16 protein-coding genes and 2 tRNA genes are annotated in these 17,629 nt (G+C 40.7%); 7 read left to right on the top strand and 11 right to left on the bottom strand.

Annotated elements, in window-relative coordinates; translation table 11 throughout:
- Window positions 1–133: 133 nt before the first annotated feature.
- Together RYH73_RS15600 and RYH73_RS15595 are read left to right on the top strand one after the other, a co-directional pair.
- Window positions 134–3,298, top strand: coding sequence for a TonB-dependent receptor (locus RYH73_RS15600; RefSeq protein ID WP_335314365.1), 3,165 nt, complete (start codon window positions 134–136; stop codon window positions 3,296–3,298).
- Between the two features lie 15 nt (window positions 3,299–3,313).
- Window positions 3,314–4,651, top strand: a complete 1,338-nt coding sequence (locus RYH73_RS15595) for an alkaline phosphatase family protein (RefSeq protein WP_335314364.1) — start codon at window positions 3,314–3,316, stop codon at window positions 4,649–4,651.
- A gap of 66 nt (window positions 4,652–4,717) precedes the next feature.
- Here the strand turns inward: RYH73_RS15595 and RYH73_RS15590 are convergent, their stop codons facing one another.
- Window positions 4,718–5,248, bottom strand: coding sequence for an NAD(P)H-dependent oxidoreductase (locus tag RYH73_RS15590; protein ID WP_335314363.1), 531 nt, complete (start codon window positions 5,246–5,248; stop codon window positions 4,718–4,720).
- A gap of 89 nt (window positions 5,249–5,337) precedes the next feature.
- Here RYH73_RS15590 and RYH73_RS15585 point away from each other — a divergent pair, with 89 nt between their 5' ends.
- Window positions 5,338–5,712, top strand: coding sequence for a winged helix-turn-helix transcriptional regulator (locus RYH73_RS15585; RefSeq protein ID WP_335314362.1), 375 nt, complete (start codon window positions 5,338–5,340; stop codon window positions 5,710–5,712).
- Window positions 5,713–5,813: 101 nt separating this feature from the next.
- Here the strand turns inward: RYH73_RS15585 and creD are convergent, their stop codons facing one another.
- The 10 genes from creD to RYH73_RS15535 form a co-directional block, all read right to left on the bottom strand.
- Complete coding sequence (gene creD, locus RYH73_RS15580) at window positions 5,814–7,160, bottom strand: cell envelope integrity protein CreD (protein ID WP_335314361.1); 1,347 nt, start codon at window positions 7,158–7,160, stop codon at window positions 5,814–5,816.
- A gap of 51 nt (window positions 7,161–7,211) precedes the next feature.
- Complete coding sequence (locus RYH73_RS15575; RefSeq protein ID WP_335314360.1) at window positions 7,212–7,502, bottom strand: winged helix-turn-helix domain-containing protein; 291 nt, start codon at window positions 7,500–7,502, stop codon at window positions 7,212–7,214.
- Entirely contained in the window at window positions 7,502–8,128 is a 627-nt protein-coding gene (locus RYH73_RS15570; RefSeq protein WP_335314359.1) for a hypothetical protein, read from the bottom strand. The genes RYH73_RS15575 and RYH73_RS15570 overlap by 1 nt, the downstream gene beginning before the upstream one ends.
- A gap of 81 nt (window positions 8,129–8,209) precedes the next feature.
- Window positions 8,210–9,556 carry a rhamnogalacturonidase gene (locus RYH73_RS15565; RefSeq protein ID WP_335314358.1) on the bottom strand — a complete coding sequence of 449 codons (1,347 nt, stop codon included), beginning with the start codon at window positions 9,554–9,556 and terminating at the stop codon, window positions 8,210–8,212.
- A gap of 210 nt (window positions 9,557–9,766) precedes the next feature.
- Window positions 9,767–9,841 (bottom strand) — tRNA-Val (locus RYH73_RS15560).
- 276 nt (window positions 9,842–10,117) lie between these two features.
- Window positions 10,118–10,528 carry an ester cyclase gene (locus RYH73_RS15555; protein ID WP_335314357.1) on the bottom strand — a complete coding sequence of 137 codons (411 nt, stop codon included), beginning with the start codon at window positions 10,526–10,528 and terminating at the stop codon, window positions 10,118–10,120.
- A 78-nt stretch (window positions 10,529–10,606) separates the two neighbouring features.
- A complete protein-coding gene (locus RYH73_RS15550) occupies window positions 10,607–11,479 on the bottom strand; it encodes a helix-turn-helix domain-containing protein (RefSeq protein WP_335314356.1) in 873 nt (290 codons plus the stop codon).
- Window positions 11,476–11,631 carry a hypothetical protein gene (locus RYH73_RS15545; RefSeq protein ID WP_335314355.1) on the bottom strand — a complete coding sequence of 52 codons (156 nt, stop codon included), beginning with the start codon at window positions 11,629–11,631 and terminating at the stop codon, window positions 11,476–11,478. Before RYH73_RS15545 ends, RYH73_RS15550 begins: the two co-directional genes overlap by 4 nt.
- Before the next feature lie 147 nt (window positions 11,632–11,778).
- Window positions 11,779–11,865, bottom strand: a tRNA-Ser gene (locus RYH73_RS15540).
- A gap of 120 nt (window positions 11,866–11,985) precedes the next feature.
- A complete protein-coding gene (locus tag RYH73_RS15535) occupies window positions 11,986–14,076 on the bottom strand; it encodes an HD family phosphohydrolase (protein WP_442946100.1) in 2,091 nt (696 codons plus the stop codon).
- 168 nt (window positions 14,077–14,244) lie between these two features.
- Between RYH73_RS15535 and RYH73_RS15530 the strand changes: the two genes are divergently transcribed.
- Genes RYH73_RS15530 through RYH73_RS15515 form a run of 4 tightly spaced genes read left to right on the top strand, consistent with a single transcriptional unit; the run spans window position 14,245 to window position 17,447 of the window.
- Entirely contained in the window at window positions 14,245–15,099 is an 855-nt protein-coding gene (locus tag RYH73_RS15530) for an SPFH domain-containing protein (protein ID WP_335314354.1), read from the top strand.
- Between the two features lie 59 nt (window positions 15,100–15,158).
- On the top strand, window positions 15,159–15,344 hold the full coding sequence (locus tag RYH73_RS15525; protein WP_335314353.1) for an Arc family DNA binding domain-containing protein: 186 nt from the start codon (window positions 15,159–15,161) through the stop codon (window positions 15,342–15,344).
- Window positions 15,345–15,395: 51 nt separating this feature from the next.
- Window positions 15,396–16,574, top strand: coding sequence for an acetyl-CoA C-acyltransferase (locus RYH73_RS15520; protein ID WP_335314352.1), 1,179 nt, complete (start codon window positions 15,396–15,398; stop codon window positions 16,572–16,574).
- A 27-nt stretch (window positions 16,575–16,601) separates the two neighbouring features.
- Entirely contained in the window at window positions 16,602–17,447 is an 846-nt protein-coding gene (locus tag RYH73_RS15515; protein ID WP_335314351.1) for a hypothetical protein, read from the top strand.
- Window positions 17,448–17,629 lie beyond the last annotated feature (182 nt).

Here is a 17,629-nt window from a genome sequence, read left to right as displayed (position 1 = left end):
TCTTTTCTTAACAAAGTCAAAACATTAACATGCTAGTTTTGCCGCCAATACCAACGGCAAGCATTGCTCTGTTTATGATTCATCTTTCAACTTTCCATTCAATCATATCACGTAAACTCGAAACAACAGACAAATGAGCACAAAATCTATCCCGTTTTTTACCTGGTTAGCTTTATTTCTATTACCTGCGATGTATGCATGGTCGCAGGGAACGGAGGCTACTATTCTGGGGAACGTATCAGAAACTGAGGGCCCCGTAGCGGGTGTATCCATTACCGTAAGAAATGAATCCACCGGTTTTAAGGCCACCACAATGACCAACGAAAAGGGTAATTACACTTTTCAACAATTACCTTTAGGTTCTCCTTACACCGTCACAGCAACTTATATTGGTTATACGGAACAAAAGAAAACCGGCTATACACTCAATTATGGAGATGAATTGGCAGTAAACTTCAAACTCACGGCTAGTTCCAATCAGCTGGATGAGGTCGTTGTACAAGGTAATGATATGAGAAATGCCATCAAAACTTTAGGGGCTTCAACTGCAGTTACGGCTACAGAACTGACCAAGCTACCCGTTAATGGCCGTAATTTCTCTTCTTTAATTGACCTCTCTCCGGTAAGTAACGGAAGCACATTGGCGGGCCAGCTTGCCTCCTCTACCAATTATACGGTAGACGGGATGACTTCGCGAAGTACGATTGCAGGAGGTAACAGTGGTGGTGCTTATTCGATTTCTATGGAGGCCATCAGGGAATTTAAGGTTGTTACCAATGAATACGATGTGACAAATGGAAGAAGCGGCGGAGGGAGTATTACAACGGTTACAAAATCAGGTACCAATACGCTCTCGGGGAGCGCATTTACTTTTGCGCGTACTGACTGGTTGTCGAGTAAGTACAACTTAAATGGAACTCCTCGTTCTCAAAAATTTTCGACCTATCAGTATGGTTTTTCCCTGGGAGGACCTATCATCAAAGATAAAGCCCATTTCTTTGTTGCCTGGGATCACCAAGCAGATTCACGTCCGCTCTATATTGCAGATATCCAAAATCCGGCAGATATAGGACGCTATATGGTCACACAAGAAAGTTTAGATGATTTCACACGCATTGCCAGAGAGCAGTATGGATTCAATTCCGACGCACTTTTTGGTGCCTTTGATAAAAGCAAAAGAACGGATGCAGCTTTCGCACGTATCGATTGGCAGTTGAATGCAAAGAACTTACTGACCATCCGTAATAATTTCATCTATGACATGGATAATCAACAGGAGGGTGATAATTCGGGAATCAATGCGTTCGAGTCATATGTAAATCGTAAAAATGTGAATAATAGTTTAATGGCCTCTCTCCGTAGTTCTATTAATTCTAGGCTTACGAACGATCTGAAAGTACAACACTTCTATGAAAGTACAGAAGTTATGCACAATGTGGATGGTATCGGCAAAGATCAAAGTATCCCACGCGTAATCGTTGAGAATGTAGAATCGATTGATGGGGAAAAGAAATATTACAACTCCATTCAAATGGGTGGACAACGTTTTGCACCTGAATGGTTCAAAGGAAATGTTCTTCAACTCGTAAATAATCTGTACTACAACACTGAAAAGATAAAATACACTTTCGGTGCCGACATTATGTATACAGATATGAATTTTCGATATGGAAGTGAAATGAATGGTCGATTTTATTTTACCGGATTGGACAACTTTAATGCCATGACACCGTATCGTTATGCACGCGATGTATATATGACCGATCACGAAAATACAAAAGTGAATAATTTGGCGACAGGACTATACGGACAAATGGAAACGCGTCTTGCCCATGGATTGGACATGGTGGCCGGTATCCGGTTTGACAATACCCGTTACCTGCGAAAAGCAAATTTTAATCAGGTGGTTTATGATGAATTGGGTATTGCGACCGATAATGGTATTAATACCTTTCAAATTCAGCCACGTATTCAATTTAATTGGAATATTGACGATAAAGGAAAGGATATCATTCGCTTTGGTGCGGGTATTTTTGGCTCCAGTCTAAATCCCTATTCCATGTTGAACAATATGTTATTTGATGGTACGCGTATCGCGGGGGTGGATATTACGGACCCCAGATTGATGCCCCCGATAGACTTTCCCAGCTATCGTAACGATCCAAATACCGCACCAGGGCGTGACCTCGTGAATAAACCTGGTGTTGAAAAGCTGGTCACCATTAACACCAACAGTGCCGATGTCAAAGTGCCGACCGTTTATAAGGCGAATCTTTCCATCAATCACTTCTTCAGTCCAACCCTCCGCCTGGGTATCAGTGCCTATGGAACTTGGGCCCGAAATAATTATATGTACGTAGATCGCAATATGGTGGATCAACCTCTTTTCAGGATTGCAGCGGAGGATAACCGTGGCGTGTATGTCCCAGCCGAAAGTATTCAGAAAGACAACGGAACTGCTAACTGGGTGAATAGTCGCAAAACCGATAAAGTAGGTCGCGTGTTGGAAATGAATAGCGATGGCAAAGTAAACTCATATACGTTCGTAGTAGACGGTACCTATCGTTATTACAAAGACGGTCAAATTAACTTTTCGTACACTTGGAACGATACCAAGGATAATACTTCTTATAACGGTAATGTTGCCAATACCGCCACCCTATCCTTAATGGTGCGTGATGACCCGCGCGATTTAAGTCGCATGACCTATTCTGACAATCAATTCCGCCACAAAGTTGTCTTCTACGGCACAGCTCCAAGTATTTGCGGAATAACGGTTGGTCTACGTTTCAGTGGTATAGCGGGAACACGCTATTCACTTGCTGTAGCAGGTAATATGAATGGGGATTTCGTTTCTTCGAACGACCTTGCCTACATTTATGATCCAAATAGTCCGAGTACACCTGAATACATCCGAGATGGGATCAATGCCATCTTAAATAATCCGGAAGCAGAGCAAAGCGTAAAAGATTATATCAATAAAAACCTCGGCAAAATAGCGGAACGTAATGGCGGTGTCAATAGTTTTTATGGCGTTTTCGATCTGCGTCTTGCTAAAATGTTCCGCTTTTATAAGACACATGGATTAGAAGTGTCTGTCGATATATTTAATCTTGCCAACATGTTCAATAAAAACTGGGGTGTAGGGCACAACCTCGGTAAACAGAATATTTATAGCATTAAAAGTTTTGACCCGGATGCACTACAATACGTGTATAACATGAATGCCACTACGGGTGTATCGAATCTCAACGGCAATCCATTCCAGGTACAATTAGGTTTACGATATGCCTTCTAATAAAAAATAACGATCATGAAAAAAATAGCTTTGCTGATTTCGTTGAGTCTTGTCACCACCCTCATTATACACGCTCAACAAGCACATGTAGTAGTTATCACGGTGGATGGGTTTAGACCTGAATTTTACAAAGATCCTTCTTGGGGAATGGTACACCTTCGTCAAGCAATGGCCTCCGGGGCTTACAGCGATGGCGTCCGCGGTGTATTCCCTTCCGTTACCTATCCATCTCATACGACTATTGTCACGGGGGTAAAACCAATAAAACATGGCATCTACTACAATACGCCCTTAGAGCCACAAGGAGCTACCGGTAAGTGGTACTGGGAATACGATTCGTTGAAAGTACCTACTTTATGGAGCGCGGCGAAGAAGGCCGGTCTGACTACGGCCTGTGTTATGTGGCCTGTTACGGTACATGCACCGATAACTTGGCGTATTCCTGAATATTGGTTCTTACCGAAAACGAAGGGTGAACAAAAGGATAATGTAGGCGGTATGTCAAAGGAAGCGAATCCTGCCGGTTTATTTGAAGAGATACAGGAAAATGTCGGTGGAAAGATGGCTTACGATTATTTTCCATCGGACATAAATAACGCGCGGATGACCACCTATCTGATTATGAAATATAAACCTGCTTTTACCGCTGTACATATAGCAGATGTTGATCATTTTGAGCATGAGCAGGGAAGGGATGGAGATAAAGTCCGTTCAGCAGTTGCCTCCGCAGACCAAGCAATCAAAACGATTTTAGATGCGGTGGACAAAGCGGGTTTAAAAGAACAAACGACTATTATTGTAACAGGCGACCATGGTTTCGTTGACATTCATACCCAATTAAATCCAAATGTATTATTGGCAAAAGCAGGTCTAATAGATAATGAAAACAAAGCCAATTGGAAAGCCTTTTTTCATAGCAGCGGTGGATCAACCTTCTTACACTTGAGGGATAAAAAGGATGAACAAAGCCTTACAAGGATAAAGGCAATCTTGAATCAGCTGCCTTCCGGACAACAAAAGCTATTTAGAATCGTAGACCGTCAAGCGCTGGATAAAGTAGGTTCCGATCCGAACGCGGTGCTGGCTTTAGCTCCTATTCAGGGTGTTACATTCGGTAATGATACGGATGGTGAACTTACCCGTCCGGTAAAAGGCGGTACGCATGGATATTATCCTGATTTTAAAGAGATAGAGACTGGATTTGTTGCTTTCGGAAAAGGTATTCGGCCAAGAGTGGTCATACCTCAAATGGGACTTGAGGATATCGCTCCCTTAATTGCCCATCTGCTTCATTTCGATTTTCCTTCTGCCGATGGTATACTCTATCCGGGATTACTGGACAAGGAACATTAACATGACCTCTCATTTTTTAAACAAGACGAGTATTTTCACCTCGTCTTGTTTCATAACCATAATTCTTTATAACGCATCAATAAATGCGATATAATCGCTGGCACTTTGTTCTACTCGTTCTGAATGTGCTCGATGCTCTGCTCCGTAAAAAGCGAAAAAAGAGTGATAATCAGCTTTTATATATTCAAAAGTTAGCTGAAAGGGGGCGACAAGTTGTTCTAAGGTATACTTATACTTTTTTGATGGATGATAATCCTCCTTATCAATACCGGCCGTAATACCGAGTGCCATCTTTTTTCCTTGCAATTTATAACCGCTGTTTTTACCATAAGCCCACCCGTACGTCAATACTTCATCTAACCATTTTTTAAAAAATGGTGGGCAATTAAACCAGTAAAATGGAAATTGAAATATGATTTTATCATGTGCTTCCACTAATTGTTGCTCTCGTGCGATATCCAGTTTTTCATCGGGATACATGTCATGTAAATCGTGAACGGTATACTTATCGGGGTATTTTTCTAATTCTTCCAACCATCGTTTATTGATAACTGACTTTTTTAAATCTGAATGAATTACGATTATTAATGCTTTCATATTATCCTATCTTTCGCACAAAAATAGAACAGCCATCGTCAATTTGGTATATTAGCAACCCATTGTATGCTACAAACAAAAAAGTAAGTATGACGAAAGTAAAGCAAAGCTCAACTAATTTTGAAAATAAACAAACACTCAGCAATGAGTGCATGGAGGTATATGCAGCAAACCTTATCGGCGGACAATGGACTTTAGCAATAGGTTGCTATTTAATTAACGGAAAACTCCGCTTCGGAGAATTGAAGAATAAGCTCCCGAATATCACGGAGCGTATGCTGACACTGCAACTACGGAAACTAGAAGAAAATAAATTGGTGAAACGTACTGTATATGCCGAGATTCCTCCTCGGGTCGAATATGAGTTAACCGAAAGCGGGCGACAGTTGAAACCCATTCTGCAACAGTTAGAAAAGTGGGGGAAAAATCATCAGCTCTTTATGCAAAACCACAGCCATTCGTAGTCTGTCGTCAAATATAAATCGCATGGTCTCGCTAGTTAAATGTCTATGCTTTGATGACATAGACATTTAATTAACAGTACACCCTGGTTCCAGTTCAGGTATTAATCATTTTCCCAAGAAATTTTGGAAGAGGCGTACATAAGCATCGCTATGACGACAAACAAACCGATACTACCTACCAGCAAAGCCATCTCCTGAAGTTGGATAATAACATAAACAAAGAGGTAAAAAATGGACAAAATACCTGTCAATAATAGCGATGATTTTTTCTTTTTGAGGATCGTAGCGATAAAAACACCGATGAGGACAATCGTCGCACAAGAAGCAATTATATAAGCCCACATAAAACCAACCTGTTCACTAAAGGATAACAACAAAGTGTAATAGACGACCATTGCCAAACCGATCAGAACATACTGTACGATATTGACAAGCTTTTTCGTAATGAACTCTGTAAATAACAAAGAAACAAAAGTGAGCAGGATGATTAACATGGCATATTTTGCCGAACGCATTGTTTTTTGATATTGATCCACCGGTAAGAGGAAATTAACACCGCAACTATGACCTAATTCAGCCTCATGGAGCCGACTACCGTCTTTATCCGTCCACTGTTGGGGAACAGGCCGGTTAAAATGGGGTATTTTCCAACGGGACGTAAAAGACGTAGCAGAAACTGCACGGGTTTCCGGCAAATAACTACCAGTAAAACTAGGATCTTTCCATTTTCCCACCAGTTCAAAAAGCGTATTCTTGCCTATAGGCGTCAAGGAGAATCCTTCGCTTCCGCGCAGCAGAAGTTCAAAACTAAAGGACATTTCTGTACTTTGTTTACGACTTAAATCGAGGGGACTGCTTAGGCTATTTTTAAACGCCTGTAAATCCGAGAAACTTGGCTCCATAGCAACCGTCGTATCTCCTATATTAATCCGAGGAATTTCCCTGAGTCCTTTCACGTCGCTAACACTCACCAGAAGCTGCGCCTTATCCCACAGCAGTTGTTTACCCTCTACACCTAATTTCTTTAAATCCAACGCTTCGAAATTGCCTTTAATAGAAACCTGGGCATTGTAAACAACTGCATCAAATATTCCGCGATGTAAAAGCTGTGGTGACGCATCTGTGTGGACATCGAGGCGATCAGGCATCAGAAAAATATACTGCTTAACTTCTTCTGTTGTAATATTACCCTTATCATCTTTAATACGTTGAAAGGCGGTATAAGGTACCGCCAGAACAGGCCCAATGACGTTCTGGTTCCCAGACCAGCTTTTTGCTATTTCATCGATTACTTCTCGCTGTCTACCCTGCCGTTCCTGAATAAGCTCAATCACCCAAGATGAGGGAATGAGCAGTAGTAAGCTGAGGAAGCCGACCATTGCCAATTTTACGGTCGCAGACCGTTTTAACCAAGTTAACAGGCCATTCTTTTCTTTTTGAGTTTCCATTTTATTAATTGTAAAGTACTTTGTATTTCAAAGTTAATAGGTAAAAAAATTTTATTTCTGCTGTTTAATTAGTTTTTCCAGTGATTCAAGATGCTTTTTGAATGCCATCAGCCCTTTTTGTGTTGCCTCGTATCGGGTATTTGGTTTACGCCCAATAAAGCTCTTATTAACGGATATGTATTCTTCCTTTTCCAAAGCCTTTAAATGCGAAGCAAGATTACCATCCGTTACTTCTAATAAATCCTTGAGCGAACTGAAGTCATAACTTTCATTTGCTGCTAACACGCTCATGATCTGCAAGCGTATCCGACTTTCAAACGCTTTATCAAACTGCTCTAACACTACTTTGCTCTATCGTATTTAACGTACATAACTGAACCGTAAATTATATGAAGAATCCCGAAACCACCCGCCCAGAACAGCAAGCCATATCCCGGCATCATGGCAGCCAAAAGTCCTAAGACAACTTCGGATATACCTAACCATTTGACATCATTGAATGTATAATGACTACCGGCAACTAGAGCTAAACCATAGAAGATAAGGCACGCAGGAGCAATTATACCAAAATAACCCCGAAACAATAATACCACAATCAATAGGCCTCCCGTTAATAGTGGTATACCGGCGTGGAGTAATAAGCCCTTACTTGCTGCGTTCCAGATTTTCTGGTGCCCTCTTCGCGCCTTCTGCATGCTTAACACCACTGCTGTTATAATTGACAGTATGAGCACGGAGAGCGCAACTACAATGAGTTTAGCAATAATTTCTTGATCATTCACGTAATAATCACGATAGATCAACCCGCCACCTACCTGATAAACGAGGCGATATCCGATATATGCACCAACAAGTGCATAAATACCTGCTAATACGCCTGATAATCCGTGGAGTGATATAAATTTGGCAGAACGTTCCATCAAATTACGAATGGAACTTAATTCTGACATGAGTTCTTTTTCCTTCATAAAAGTACTTTGAATTACAAAGTTATAAAAGTCTTTGAAATTTCCAATAATAAAATAGAAACTAGTTGCTAAACAGGTTACTTAACGAAGCAGATGATCATTCACTTTTACATTGTTTAACGAAAAGTCTTTTACAATACTTTTCTTGATGTCGGTGTTTTGGGCTTTGATATCGAGGTTTTCAAAGGTAAACTTAGCTAATCTATCATACTTACTACCATCTACGTCAAAAAAAACTTCGCAAGTCAATTCGATATTCCTTAGCGTTATATTTTCTGAGTAAGATAACGGCACATCCTTTCGCCCTTGTAGATCAAAGAACTGCGTCCAAGGTTTTACGTAAATAAGACTATAAGCATTGCCCTTTATATTTTCGACAGTTACAAATTCGTATTTTTGCGGCGTATCCGGTCGCATTTTCAACCATAACAGTCTTTTAGCATCTTGAACGTTGCAATTCCGCATCAAGATATTCTTATTATGAATAGCCTCACTTCCACAAGTTAAAGCAGCATGGCAAAAACCGAATTCACAGTCTTCGATGAGGATATTACTATTTGCACCATTGTCAGGTGCGCGGTCCGCCCAAGGTCCCTTCCCTCCTTTCAAAGCGATCGCATCATCATTAACTGATAAATAACATCCCTTTATCAAAACATTATGACAAACATCCAGATCAATTGCATCTGTACTTGGCGCCTTTACGGGACTATGGGGTGAGGTAATGCGTACATTCAGAATTTTAACATTATTGCATTGGTAATAATGACTACTCCAAAAACCGGCATTTCGCAATTCCACATCTTGTATCTGCACATCATTGCACTTCCAAATGAATACCAGTCGTGGACGTGATACTTCCAAATTCGTGCACTTCGGATTTTCTGCCCTTCTTTTCCAGAATGCTTTCCAGTACTCCAATCCATTCCCATCAATAAGACCCTTTCCGGATATGGTGAAACCATCTACACCGTAAACATTGATTAACGCGGCAAAATAATCGAGGCTTTGCCCTTCCATTCGAGAAGGAATCATCGGATAGTCTGCAATATTATCGGAACCTTTTAATACAGCATGTTCTGCCAAATATAAATGGGTATTCGGCTTAAAGAATAGCGCTCCACTCAAAAAGGTTCCCTTGGGAATAACAAGAACACCTCCACCATTTGCAGCCGCTTTGTCAATTATCTGTTGAATAGCCTTGGTTTGCACCTTCGTGCTATCACTGGAAACGCCAAAATCAGTGATCACATATGCTTTACCCAATTTCCTAAAATCGACCTTGGAAGTATCAAAAAACCATTCGGGAATACTTGTTCCATCCGGGAAAAGATCAGTGGCTTGATGTTGAGGAAAAGCGGCGAAGGATACTAGCCATAATGAAACAAATGAAAGACTTCTATAAATGGATGAAAGGCTCGGGTGCATATATATTCTCTTGATTAGTTGCCACAAAGGTAGGCTAAATTTATAGAAACGACTATTTTTGATGTCTATTTAACATTTAATTTATTCGAGACCGAGATCTGTATCATTTTTAAAAAAATATACATGACACAGCAGAAATTTTTTCGGTTAAAAGCAACAAAGACCCGTCGTAAAATGGAGTATATAAAGGGAAAGATTAGGAATAATAAGTGGGAAATACAGGGCTCGAACCTGTGACCCCTGCCTTGTCGAGGCAGTGCTCTGAACCAACTGAGCTAATTTCCCTATTTGTGCCACAAAAATAGTTTTTTTAGTAATGACACCAAATCATTTTAAAAAATATTTAGTGATTAAATTACCGTTCAGTAAGAAAAGATCAACGTCTGCTCACCCTTAATTAGTTTGGCGGTTGGGAACTTTCTAGGATATCCTGGCTTTTCGTCCAAACAGTTCCTTCCGTTACGATCTTCCACGTTGCAACCGAAAATAGACGTCTCTGTTCAAGTTTCCTGCTGAACGTCAACGATCACTTCACACTCGGAACTTAGCATAGGTTTTTGCTTAGGCTTTCGATAAAGTAGCAAGAAGTTCAGGTAATGTTGTAATGCCCCAGTGTTCAACGTATTTGCCGTCTTTTACCCTTACCATGTCGATCACCTCAATGCTTACTTTCTTTCCAGTCGCGGGAACACCTAATATCGGACCTGTTTGTGTACCACTGATGGTTTTGCGGGTGGTGACCATTTCGCCTTCCGCTACCTGGTCATGTATGGTCACGCTTATATCCGGTATGGCCGGACGTAAGACCTCATTAAAAAAGCAGATCATGCCTTGCGGCCCGTTATCCATACCAGCTGGAGCCGACCGGTTTACAAACTTATCGTCTATAAGCGCGTTGAAACTGTCGACATTTCCCTGCTCAATTACTTCTTTGTTAAAGCGACGCACTACGGCTTTATTGTTTACTATCATTGTTTCAATTTTTATTGTTTTGATAATACAAATGTACTGGTGCGCGGCGGTTGCAAGTTAGCGCCAAACGTTCAGGTATTAAGGCGCAACGTTCAAATGTTGTAAATGATAATCGCTTGGTGTATTACCGAAGTGGTTACGAAAAGCCTTCGAAAAGCTGGAGTGATTTTGGTAACCAACCTTCAGATAAACACCCGAGGGACTCTCATCTGCCGATCTAAGCAGTTTGGCAGCCAGTTCCATTTTTCTGGTGAGCAACCATTTTTGAGGAGTGGTATGATAGATCTCGCTAAACCGCCTTTTAAAAGTGGAAGTGCTCATATGGCAAAGGAATGCCAGTTCATCTACCGTTATCTGCTGGCCGATGTGGCTTTCCACCACTTTCTTTACCTGCAATTGCTCCTTATCTTTTGTAATGATCTGAATAGCCCGGAAACGTACAGGATCGGAATGTAAAAGATACAAAAGCAGTTCTTCGAGTTTGATCTGTCTTATCGCAGCCGGTAACTGACTTTCCGTATTTATTAATGCCTGTACCGAAGAGATAAATTGTTTCACAAAATTATCCTGCTTAAAAATGAGGAAAGATTGTTTACCGCTTAGGGGAGTGACACTTTGCAGCAAATGGTCATACTTGATGAGAAACCTGTTAAACAACTCGTTACTGAAGTAAAACAGGATGCTGCTGAACTGCCGGCCTTCCGTTAAAAGTTCGGAAGTGAGCACATTTCCTGTGGATAATACCACCAGTTCGCCAGCGTTCACTACGGCAGTAGCATCTGGGTAAACAACGGTTTTTGTACCACTAACCAACAGATTGATCATATTTTGATTTAAAACGATCCTGTTCTTAACAGAATCATGCACGGAGCTGTAGGAACGGATGATTACCTCATCTGCACCGGTAGCAGCGCCATCCAAAATATCATCAGGTAAATAATAGGTGTTCATACGGTCACCGGCTTTTCATAAAGTTCACGTGAAGCTTTCATCTCGGGCATACCGGTATTGGCCCAATCGTAATGGTGTATCAGCGGCGTAATAAGGCCTACTCCAAGTGGGATCAGAACGTACTCTACCTTAGGCGGAATTTGTGCGTACATCTAAAGTAAGTTAATTAGCAAAAGTAATAAAAGCGAGTTATAGATTTAAGATTAAAAGGGGAAAAAACCTTAAACTTTGTGTGTAATGTCTAAGAACACAAAAGCCTGTAAATACAGGCTTTTATTGTTGTTTGTTATCACGATCGGCGGTGAGGGCGGGATTCGAACCCGCGGTACCGTTTCCAGTACGACAGTTTAGCAAACTGTTCCTTTCGGCCTCTCAGGCACCTCACCTCCCTTTTGGGACTGCAAACCTAATACAAAAAATTATTATTTCAAATTTTCTCCATGGCAAAACCACAGATTTTTATAATTAAATCGCTATCATTTTGGAGCTCAAGGTGATAATCTTCTTTATTCCACTTCCCGTGTCTTTTTCACATCGTAATCTACCCTGACGTGATAGATGCTCATAAGCATTCGTTTAAATATGGCACGAATAGCTTCTACTTCTTGTAACGTTATGTTACTATTCCGCAATTGACCTTGTGCCAGTTTACCGTCAATAATCTTATCGACCAAATTACTTATATTTTCGGCATCAGGTTCCTTAATACTCCGAGAAGCGGCCTCTACGGAATCAGCCATCATTAAAACTGCAGTTTCTTTTGAAAAGGGAATGGGGCCAGGATAACGGAACACGTGCTCATCTACAATTTTATCGGGATGTGCTTTAATAAAAGCATTATAGAAATAATCCGTGCGTGTAGTTCCATGATGGGTCCGGATAAAGCTAATGATCGACTCCGGTAATTGATGTTTATGGGCCATGTCAATCCCTTTACTGACATGTGAAATAATAATCTGCGCACTTTGCTCATAAGTTAAACCATCATGTGGATTATAGCCTTTTGTTTGATTTTCAATGAAGTATTGTGGGTTTTGCATTTTCCCAATATCGTGATAAAGGGCTCCTGCTCTTACCAATAAGGCATTTCCACCAATTTTATAAATGGCGGCTTCCGCTAAATTGGCCACTTGTAACGAATGTTGGAAAGTACCCGGTGCTTTATAAGATAATTCTCTCAACAAGGAAGAATTGGTATTGGTGAGTTCCATAAGCGTTACATCCGAGGTAATACCAAATAGCCGCTCAAACGCATAAATAAATGGATAGGCCAACAAGGTTAAGCCCACACTGACAATAAATGGAACAAAAGAAGCATACCCAACATCGGCAATCGAACCGTCACGAATTAAGATGATGCCAAGATACGCTACAAAATAGGTAAGCAGGATAATAACCGAAGAGATGAGAAATTGCTCTCTTTTGATTAACGTCTTTATACTATATATACTGACCATACCGGCCGTCACCTGCAAAAAGGCAAATTCAAAACTATTGGGCACAAAAAAACCGGAAACAAGCACCATAAGGAGATGAATATTCAGTGCCAGACGTGTGTCAAACAAAATACGAACGATAATCGGCACAATGCAGAAGGGAATATAGTATAAACTGGACAATTTTAATTTGAGTGACCAGGACAGAACGATTAACATCCCGGTAACGACTAGTAAAATCAAAGATAAGAGACGGTTGTTGGAAAACACATCAATCCTGAACAGGTAGAGAAAAACCATGAGCAACGTAACCACTAAACCAACAACCAAGAATTGTCCGATCACCACGACATTCCGATCTCCTCCTATTCTTGCTTCTTCTTCATAAGCCATCCGAAGGGATTCAACTTTCTGGAAAACTTCATTATTTACCATACTACCATTCGCAACAATCAGTTCTCCTCGTTGCACCATTCCACGTGTGGTAGAAATATTATTAATAGCCTCCGCAATCAATTTATCGGTAAGTCGTTCGTTATATACATAATTCGGTTGTATATAATCTCCCACCAAGCTCTTTAACCACTCTTTTTCACTAATACTATTTTTTGAATCAATGATACTATTAGCATAGGCTAAAGCCATCTCTCTAGTATACACTTCTGCTGTATTTTTTCTCTCTGCTATATTATTAGTTACCAGATTGAAATTATAATGCTCTCCTTTTGTTTGGAATTTTTTAGTCAGCCCAATAACACCTCGGTCATAAATATGTGCTAAAATCTGGGTAATGGCCTGACTATAATTCCCCATCTCCCGATCCTCTTGACCACTGCCTTTCCATTTCCCTTCAAATTCGTTTAAAAAACGTTCGTTCTCCTCCCCTTTGATTTCTGTGTGATTATCATAAACCGGATATACCGATTCAAGCACTTGATCACGATCCGCTTTAATCTCACTCGACGTTTTTAGGATGGCAAAGTTATAAGGGGCAATCAAATCTTCATGCATCCATATTTTACCTTTTTCGTACTCAAACCTAAACCGTGGCTGCTTAGGTAGAAATATACAGATGATAATAACGCTGAGCACCATCATCCCATATTTGAACACGGCCGGATTACTTGAATAGACAGATGGAGTCCTTTTATTTTTCGACACTTTTGCTTTGATTTCTTTAAACCTAATACAAACTTATAGAAAATTGTTTTATATGCAACCGAATTACAATGGCCTTCTCCTCTGATTACGATCGGTAGATGGCTATTTATTTTGATTTTATGATTTATTTTTGATATCATTGTGATATCAATATAAAATATAAAAATCATGAAAGAAGAAAAATCTACTACAGCCGTATCGGGCTATGCGGCTATTGCTGTACTTTTGATTGCCGTTTTGCTTGGATATATGGGTTTTATATATAATAATCCCTTAATTATTACCCTAAGCATTATTGTCTGGCTAGTGATTATTAAAGGCCTTACCGTTATCAATCCGAATGAGTCAAAAGTGTTGACCCTCTTCGGAAATTATATTGGAACGGTGAAAAAGGATGGTTTCTTTTGGGTTAATCCATTTGCGGTCAAAAAGAGGGTATCGCTCAAAGCCCGTAATCTAAATGGCCATAAAATGAAAGTAAATGACAAGCTGGGGAATCCGATAGAAATAGCAGCAGTTACTGTATGGATGGTAAAAGATACTGCAAAAGCATTATTTGCGGTTGACGACTACATTCAGTATGTACAAGTACAAAGTGAGGCTGCGGTACGACATTTGGCCAATTTATTTGCTTATGATAACTTTGAAGACGAAGAAGCAGCTATTACATTGAAAGATGGTGCCCAACAAGTTAGTCAAATGCTCGAGCAAGAGCTCAACGAACGACTTGAAAGGGCTGGTATCGATGTGATCGAAGCAAGAATAACACATTTAGCATATGCACCTGAAATCGCCAGTGCCATGCTACAAAGGCAGCAAGCTACGGCAGTGGTTGCCGCTAGAAAGCAAATTGTTGAAGGTGCGGTCGGCATGGTAGAAATGGCATTGGAGCGATTGTCTGCCAAAGATATTGTACAGCTAGACGAAGAACGTAAAGCGGCCATGGTCAGTAATTTATTAGTTGTATTATGCGGAGAGAAAAGCGTTTCTCCGGTAGTTAATACCGGAACACTTTACAATTAAAAATCAGCAAGCGTTATTAACCAGCAGCAGACTGGCACCAACATTTGATACGAAGTAATATGGGAGAAAAAAAGGCATTTGCTTTACGAATTAATTCGGATATGCTCAAAGAGTTGGAAACCTGGGCAGCCGACGAGTTCCGGAGCACAAATGGCCAAATCGAGTATATATTGCATGAAGCGCTTCGCGCCCGGAAAAGAAAACGATCGAAAACTGACGATGTAGATAAAAATTCGGACGATTAGCGAAAAATTAAGATTTTGATTATCTTGTCTTCATGACCAATAACATTCCACATGATAAACGAAGTATATATTGTTTCTGCCGTTCGCACGCCCATCGGTAGTTTCGGAGGTAGCCTTTCCGATTTCACCGCTACGCAATTGGGAGGTTTTGCAGTGAAAGAGGCCGTAAGTAGGGCTACACTCACCGCTGAGGACATACAGGCGGCCTATATCGGCAATGTCCTGTCGGCTAACCTGGGGCAGGCTCCGGCTACGCAAGTGGTAAGGCATGCCGGGTTGGGTAATATTCCGGCAACGACCATCAACAAAGTTTGTGCTTCGGGAGCAAAAGCCATCATGCTGGCTGCTCAAAGTATTGCTTTGAACCATTACGAAGTTATAGTAGCGGGCGGCACTGAAAGCATGAGTAATGTCCCTTATTATTTAGATAAGGTGCGTACCGGTTACCGACTGGGGCATCAACAACTAATCGATGGTCTTATAAGGGACGGTTTATGGGATGTCTATAACGATTACCATATGGGATCAGCGGCTGAATTATGTGCATCCGCTTGTAAAGTCACTCGAGAAGAACAAGATCAGTATGCGATTAACTCTTATAGGCGGGCACAACGGGCACAAGAAAATGGAAAGTTTAAGGAGGAAATCGTACCGCTTACGCTAAGCGATAAGCGAGGAAATACGCAAACAATAGAATTAGATGAAGAGATAAACAATGTTATTTTTGATAAAATCCCTTCTCTAAAACCCGTTTTTCAAAGAGATGGAACCGTTACCGCCGCTAATGCGTCGACCTTAAACGATGGTGCAGCAGCATTGATATTAATGAGCAAAACAAGGGCTCAACAACTCGGTGTAAAACCACTCGCCCGTATTCTAGGTTATGCGGATGCGCAGCAAGAACCTGAATGGTTTACAACGGCTCCAGCTCAAGCGATTCCCTTAGCTTTACAACAGGCAGGGCTATCCGCAAAGGAAGTTGACTATTATGAAATTAATGAAGCCTTTTCCGTCGTCTCTATCGCTAATAATCGGCTTCTTCAATTGGATCCCGAAAAAGTAAACATTTATGGCGGTGCTGTGTCGCTCGGACATCCGCTTGGTGCGTCAGGTGCTCGTATTGTAGTAACCCTGTTATCCGTTCTTCAACAGGAGAATGGAAAGTACGGTGTTGCCGGAATCTGCAATGGCGGAGGGGGGGCAAGCGCATTGGTAATTGAACGATTGTAAGGTGGGAAAAGCTTGAAAATTGAAAATATGCAATTAGGTTCTAAAGGAGCACTGTTATCTTTATTTCTCATATTATTCACTTGTACACCAAGATTATACGCTCAAAATGTGGACGCTGATCAAGATTTGCCGGATAGTTTAAGTCACTTAGGTTACAAAATGTACAATGAACCGAATGAACCGGAACGCCTGCAAGCCAATTACTTGTTTATTAAAACATTGGTTCAATACTTAAAAATTCCGCATTCGATCGACGATAACACGCTGGATACCCTAAAGATGATTGTCATTCGAAGAGCACCTGAAAACAACTTTCGCATTTTTTCATGGCATATTCAATTAAATGACGGTTCTTATCGCTATTACGGAGCCATCCAATTGAGAACAAAGGATGGGTCACTGCATTTAAAGGCCTTAATAGACAAGTCTCCTTTTATAGATAAACCGGAAGAAGCCATTTTAGATCCTGATAATTGGTACGGAGCTCAATATTATGATATTATTCCCCTACAGCATCTACCACAGCATTATTTACTATTGGGCTGGCGTGGAACAACACCAAAGGTAACACAGAAAATTATTGATGTGATTCACCTAGGCGAATCGTCAATCACATTTGGAAAGAAAATTTTCAAAAACCAAGCCTTTACTGCCGTTTCGCGATTAATATATCGCTACAATGCTCAGACAAGTATGCTGATGAAATATGAAAAGGACCAGCATCGTATCATAATGGATCACTTAGCACCAAGCACCCCTTCACTGGAAGGCCAATTTGAGCATTATGGTCCCGACATGAGCTATGATGCGTGGAAAATCAAAGCGGATCATCTCGTATTGGAAGAAGACCTACCTTTGAAAAATGAGGATTAACCAGGCTATTGAATTTAGGAGCGCATAAAGAATAATCGAATTCAGGTTATTAACCTGAGTTTGGGCTTTCAAGGGCGTAATTTCAACAAAACTATTACAATAATTAGATTTAATATGATATTTTGTAATTTAGACGCCATGTTTAAGGCCTCATCAAAAAATACATTTTTTACATCGACACT

The sequence above is a fragment of the Olivibacter sp. CPCC 100613 genome, from assembly GCF_036959255.1.
Classification (GTDB): Bacteria; Bacteroidota; Bacteroidia; order Sphingobacteriales; family Sphingobacteriaceae; genus Olivibacter.
This window is presented reverse-complemented; position numbering and strand designations above follow the sequence as displayed.

Excerpts from the sequence above, each read along its gene's own strand:
- RYH73_RS15600 (WP_335314365.1), top strand. The coding sequence starts at position 134 with ATGAGCACAAAATCTATCCCGTTTTTTACCTGGTTAGCTTTATTTCTA.
- RYH73_RS15595 (WP_335314364.1), top strand. The coding sequence starts at position 3,314 with ATGAAAAAAATAGCTTTGCTGATTTCGTTGAGTCTTGTCACCACCCTC.
- RYH73_RS15590 (WP_335314363.1), bottom strand. The coding sequence starts at position 5,248 with ATGAAAGCATTAATAATCGTAATTCATTCAGATTTAAAAAAGTCAGTT.
- RYH73_RS15585 (WP_335314362.1), top strand. The coding sequence starts at position 5,338 with ATGACGAAAGTAAAGCAAAGCTCAACTAATTTTGAAAATAAACAAACA.
- creD (WP_335314361.1), bottom strand. The coding sequence starts at position 7,160 with ATGGAAACTCAAAAAGAAAAGAATGGCCTGTTAACTTGGTTAAAACGG.
- RYH73_RS15570 (WP_335314359.1), bottom strand. The coding sequence starts at position 8,128 with ATGAAGGAAAAAGAACTCATGTCAGAATTAAGTTCCATTCGTAATTTG.
- RYH73_RS15565 (WP_335314358.1), bottom strand. The coding sequence starts at position 9,556 with ATGCACCCGAGCCTTTCATCCATTTATAGAAGTCTTTCATTTGTTTCA.
- RYH73_RS15555 (WP_335314357.1), bottom strand. The coding sequence starts at position 10,528 with ATGATAGTAAACAATAAAGCCGTAGTGCGTCGCTTTAACAAAGAAGTA.
- RYH73_RS15550 (WP_335314356.1), bottom strand. The coding sequence starts at position 11,479 with ATGAACACCTATTATTTACCTGATGATATTTTGGATGGCGCTGCTACC.
- RYH73_RS15545 (WP_335314355.1), bottom strand. The coding sequence starts at position 11,631 with ATGTACGCACAAATTCCGCCTAAGGTAGAGTACGTTCTGATCCCACTT.
- RYH73_RS15530 (WP_335314354.1), top strand. The coding sequence starts at position 14,245 with ATGAAAGAAGAAAAATCTACTACAGCCGTATCGGGCTATGCGGCTATT.
- RYH73_RS15525 (WP_335314353.1), top strand. The coding sequence starts at position 15,159 with ATGGGAGAAAAAAAGGCATTTGCTTTACGAATTAATTCGGATATGCTC.
- RYH73_RS15520 (WP_335314352.1), top strand. The coding sequence starts at position 15,396 with ATGATAAACGAAGTATATATTGTTTCTGCCGTTCGCACGCCCATCGGT.
- RYH73_RS15515 (WP_335314351.1), top strand. The coding sequence starts at position 16,602 with ATGCAATTAGGTTCTAAAGGAGCACTGTTATCTTTATTTCTCATATTA.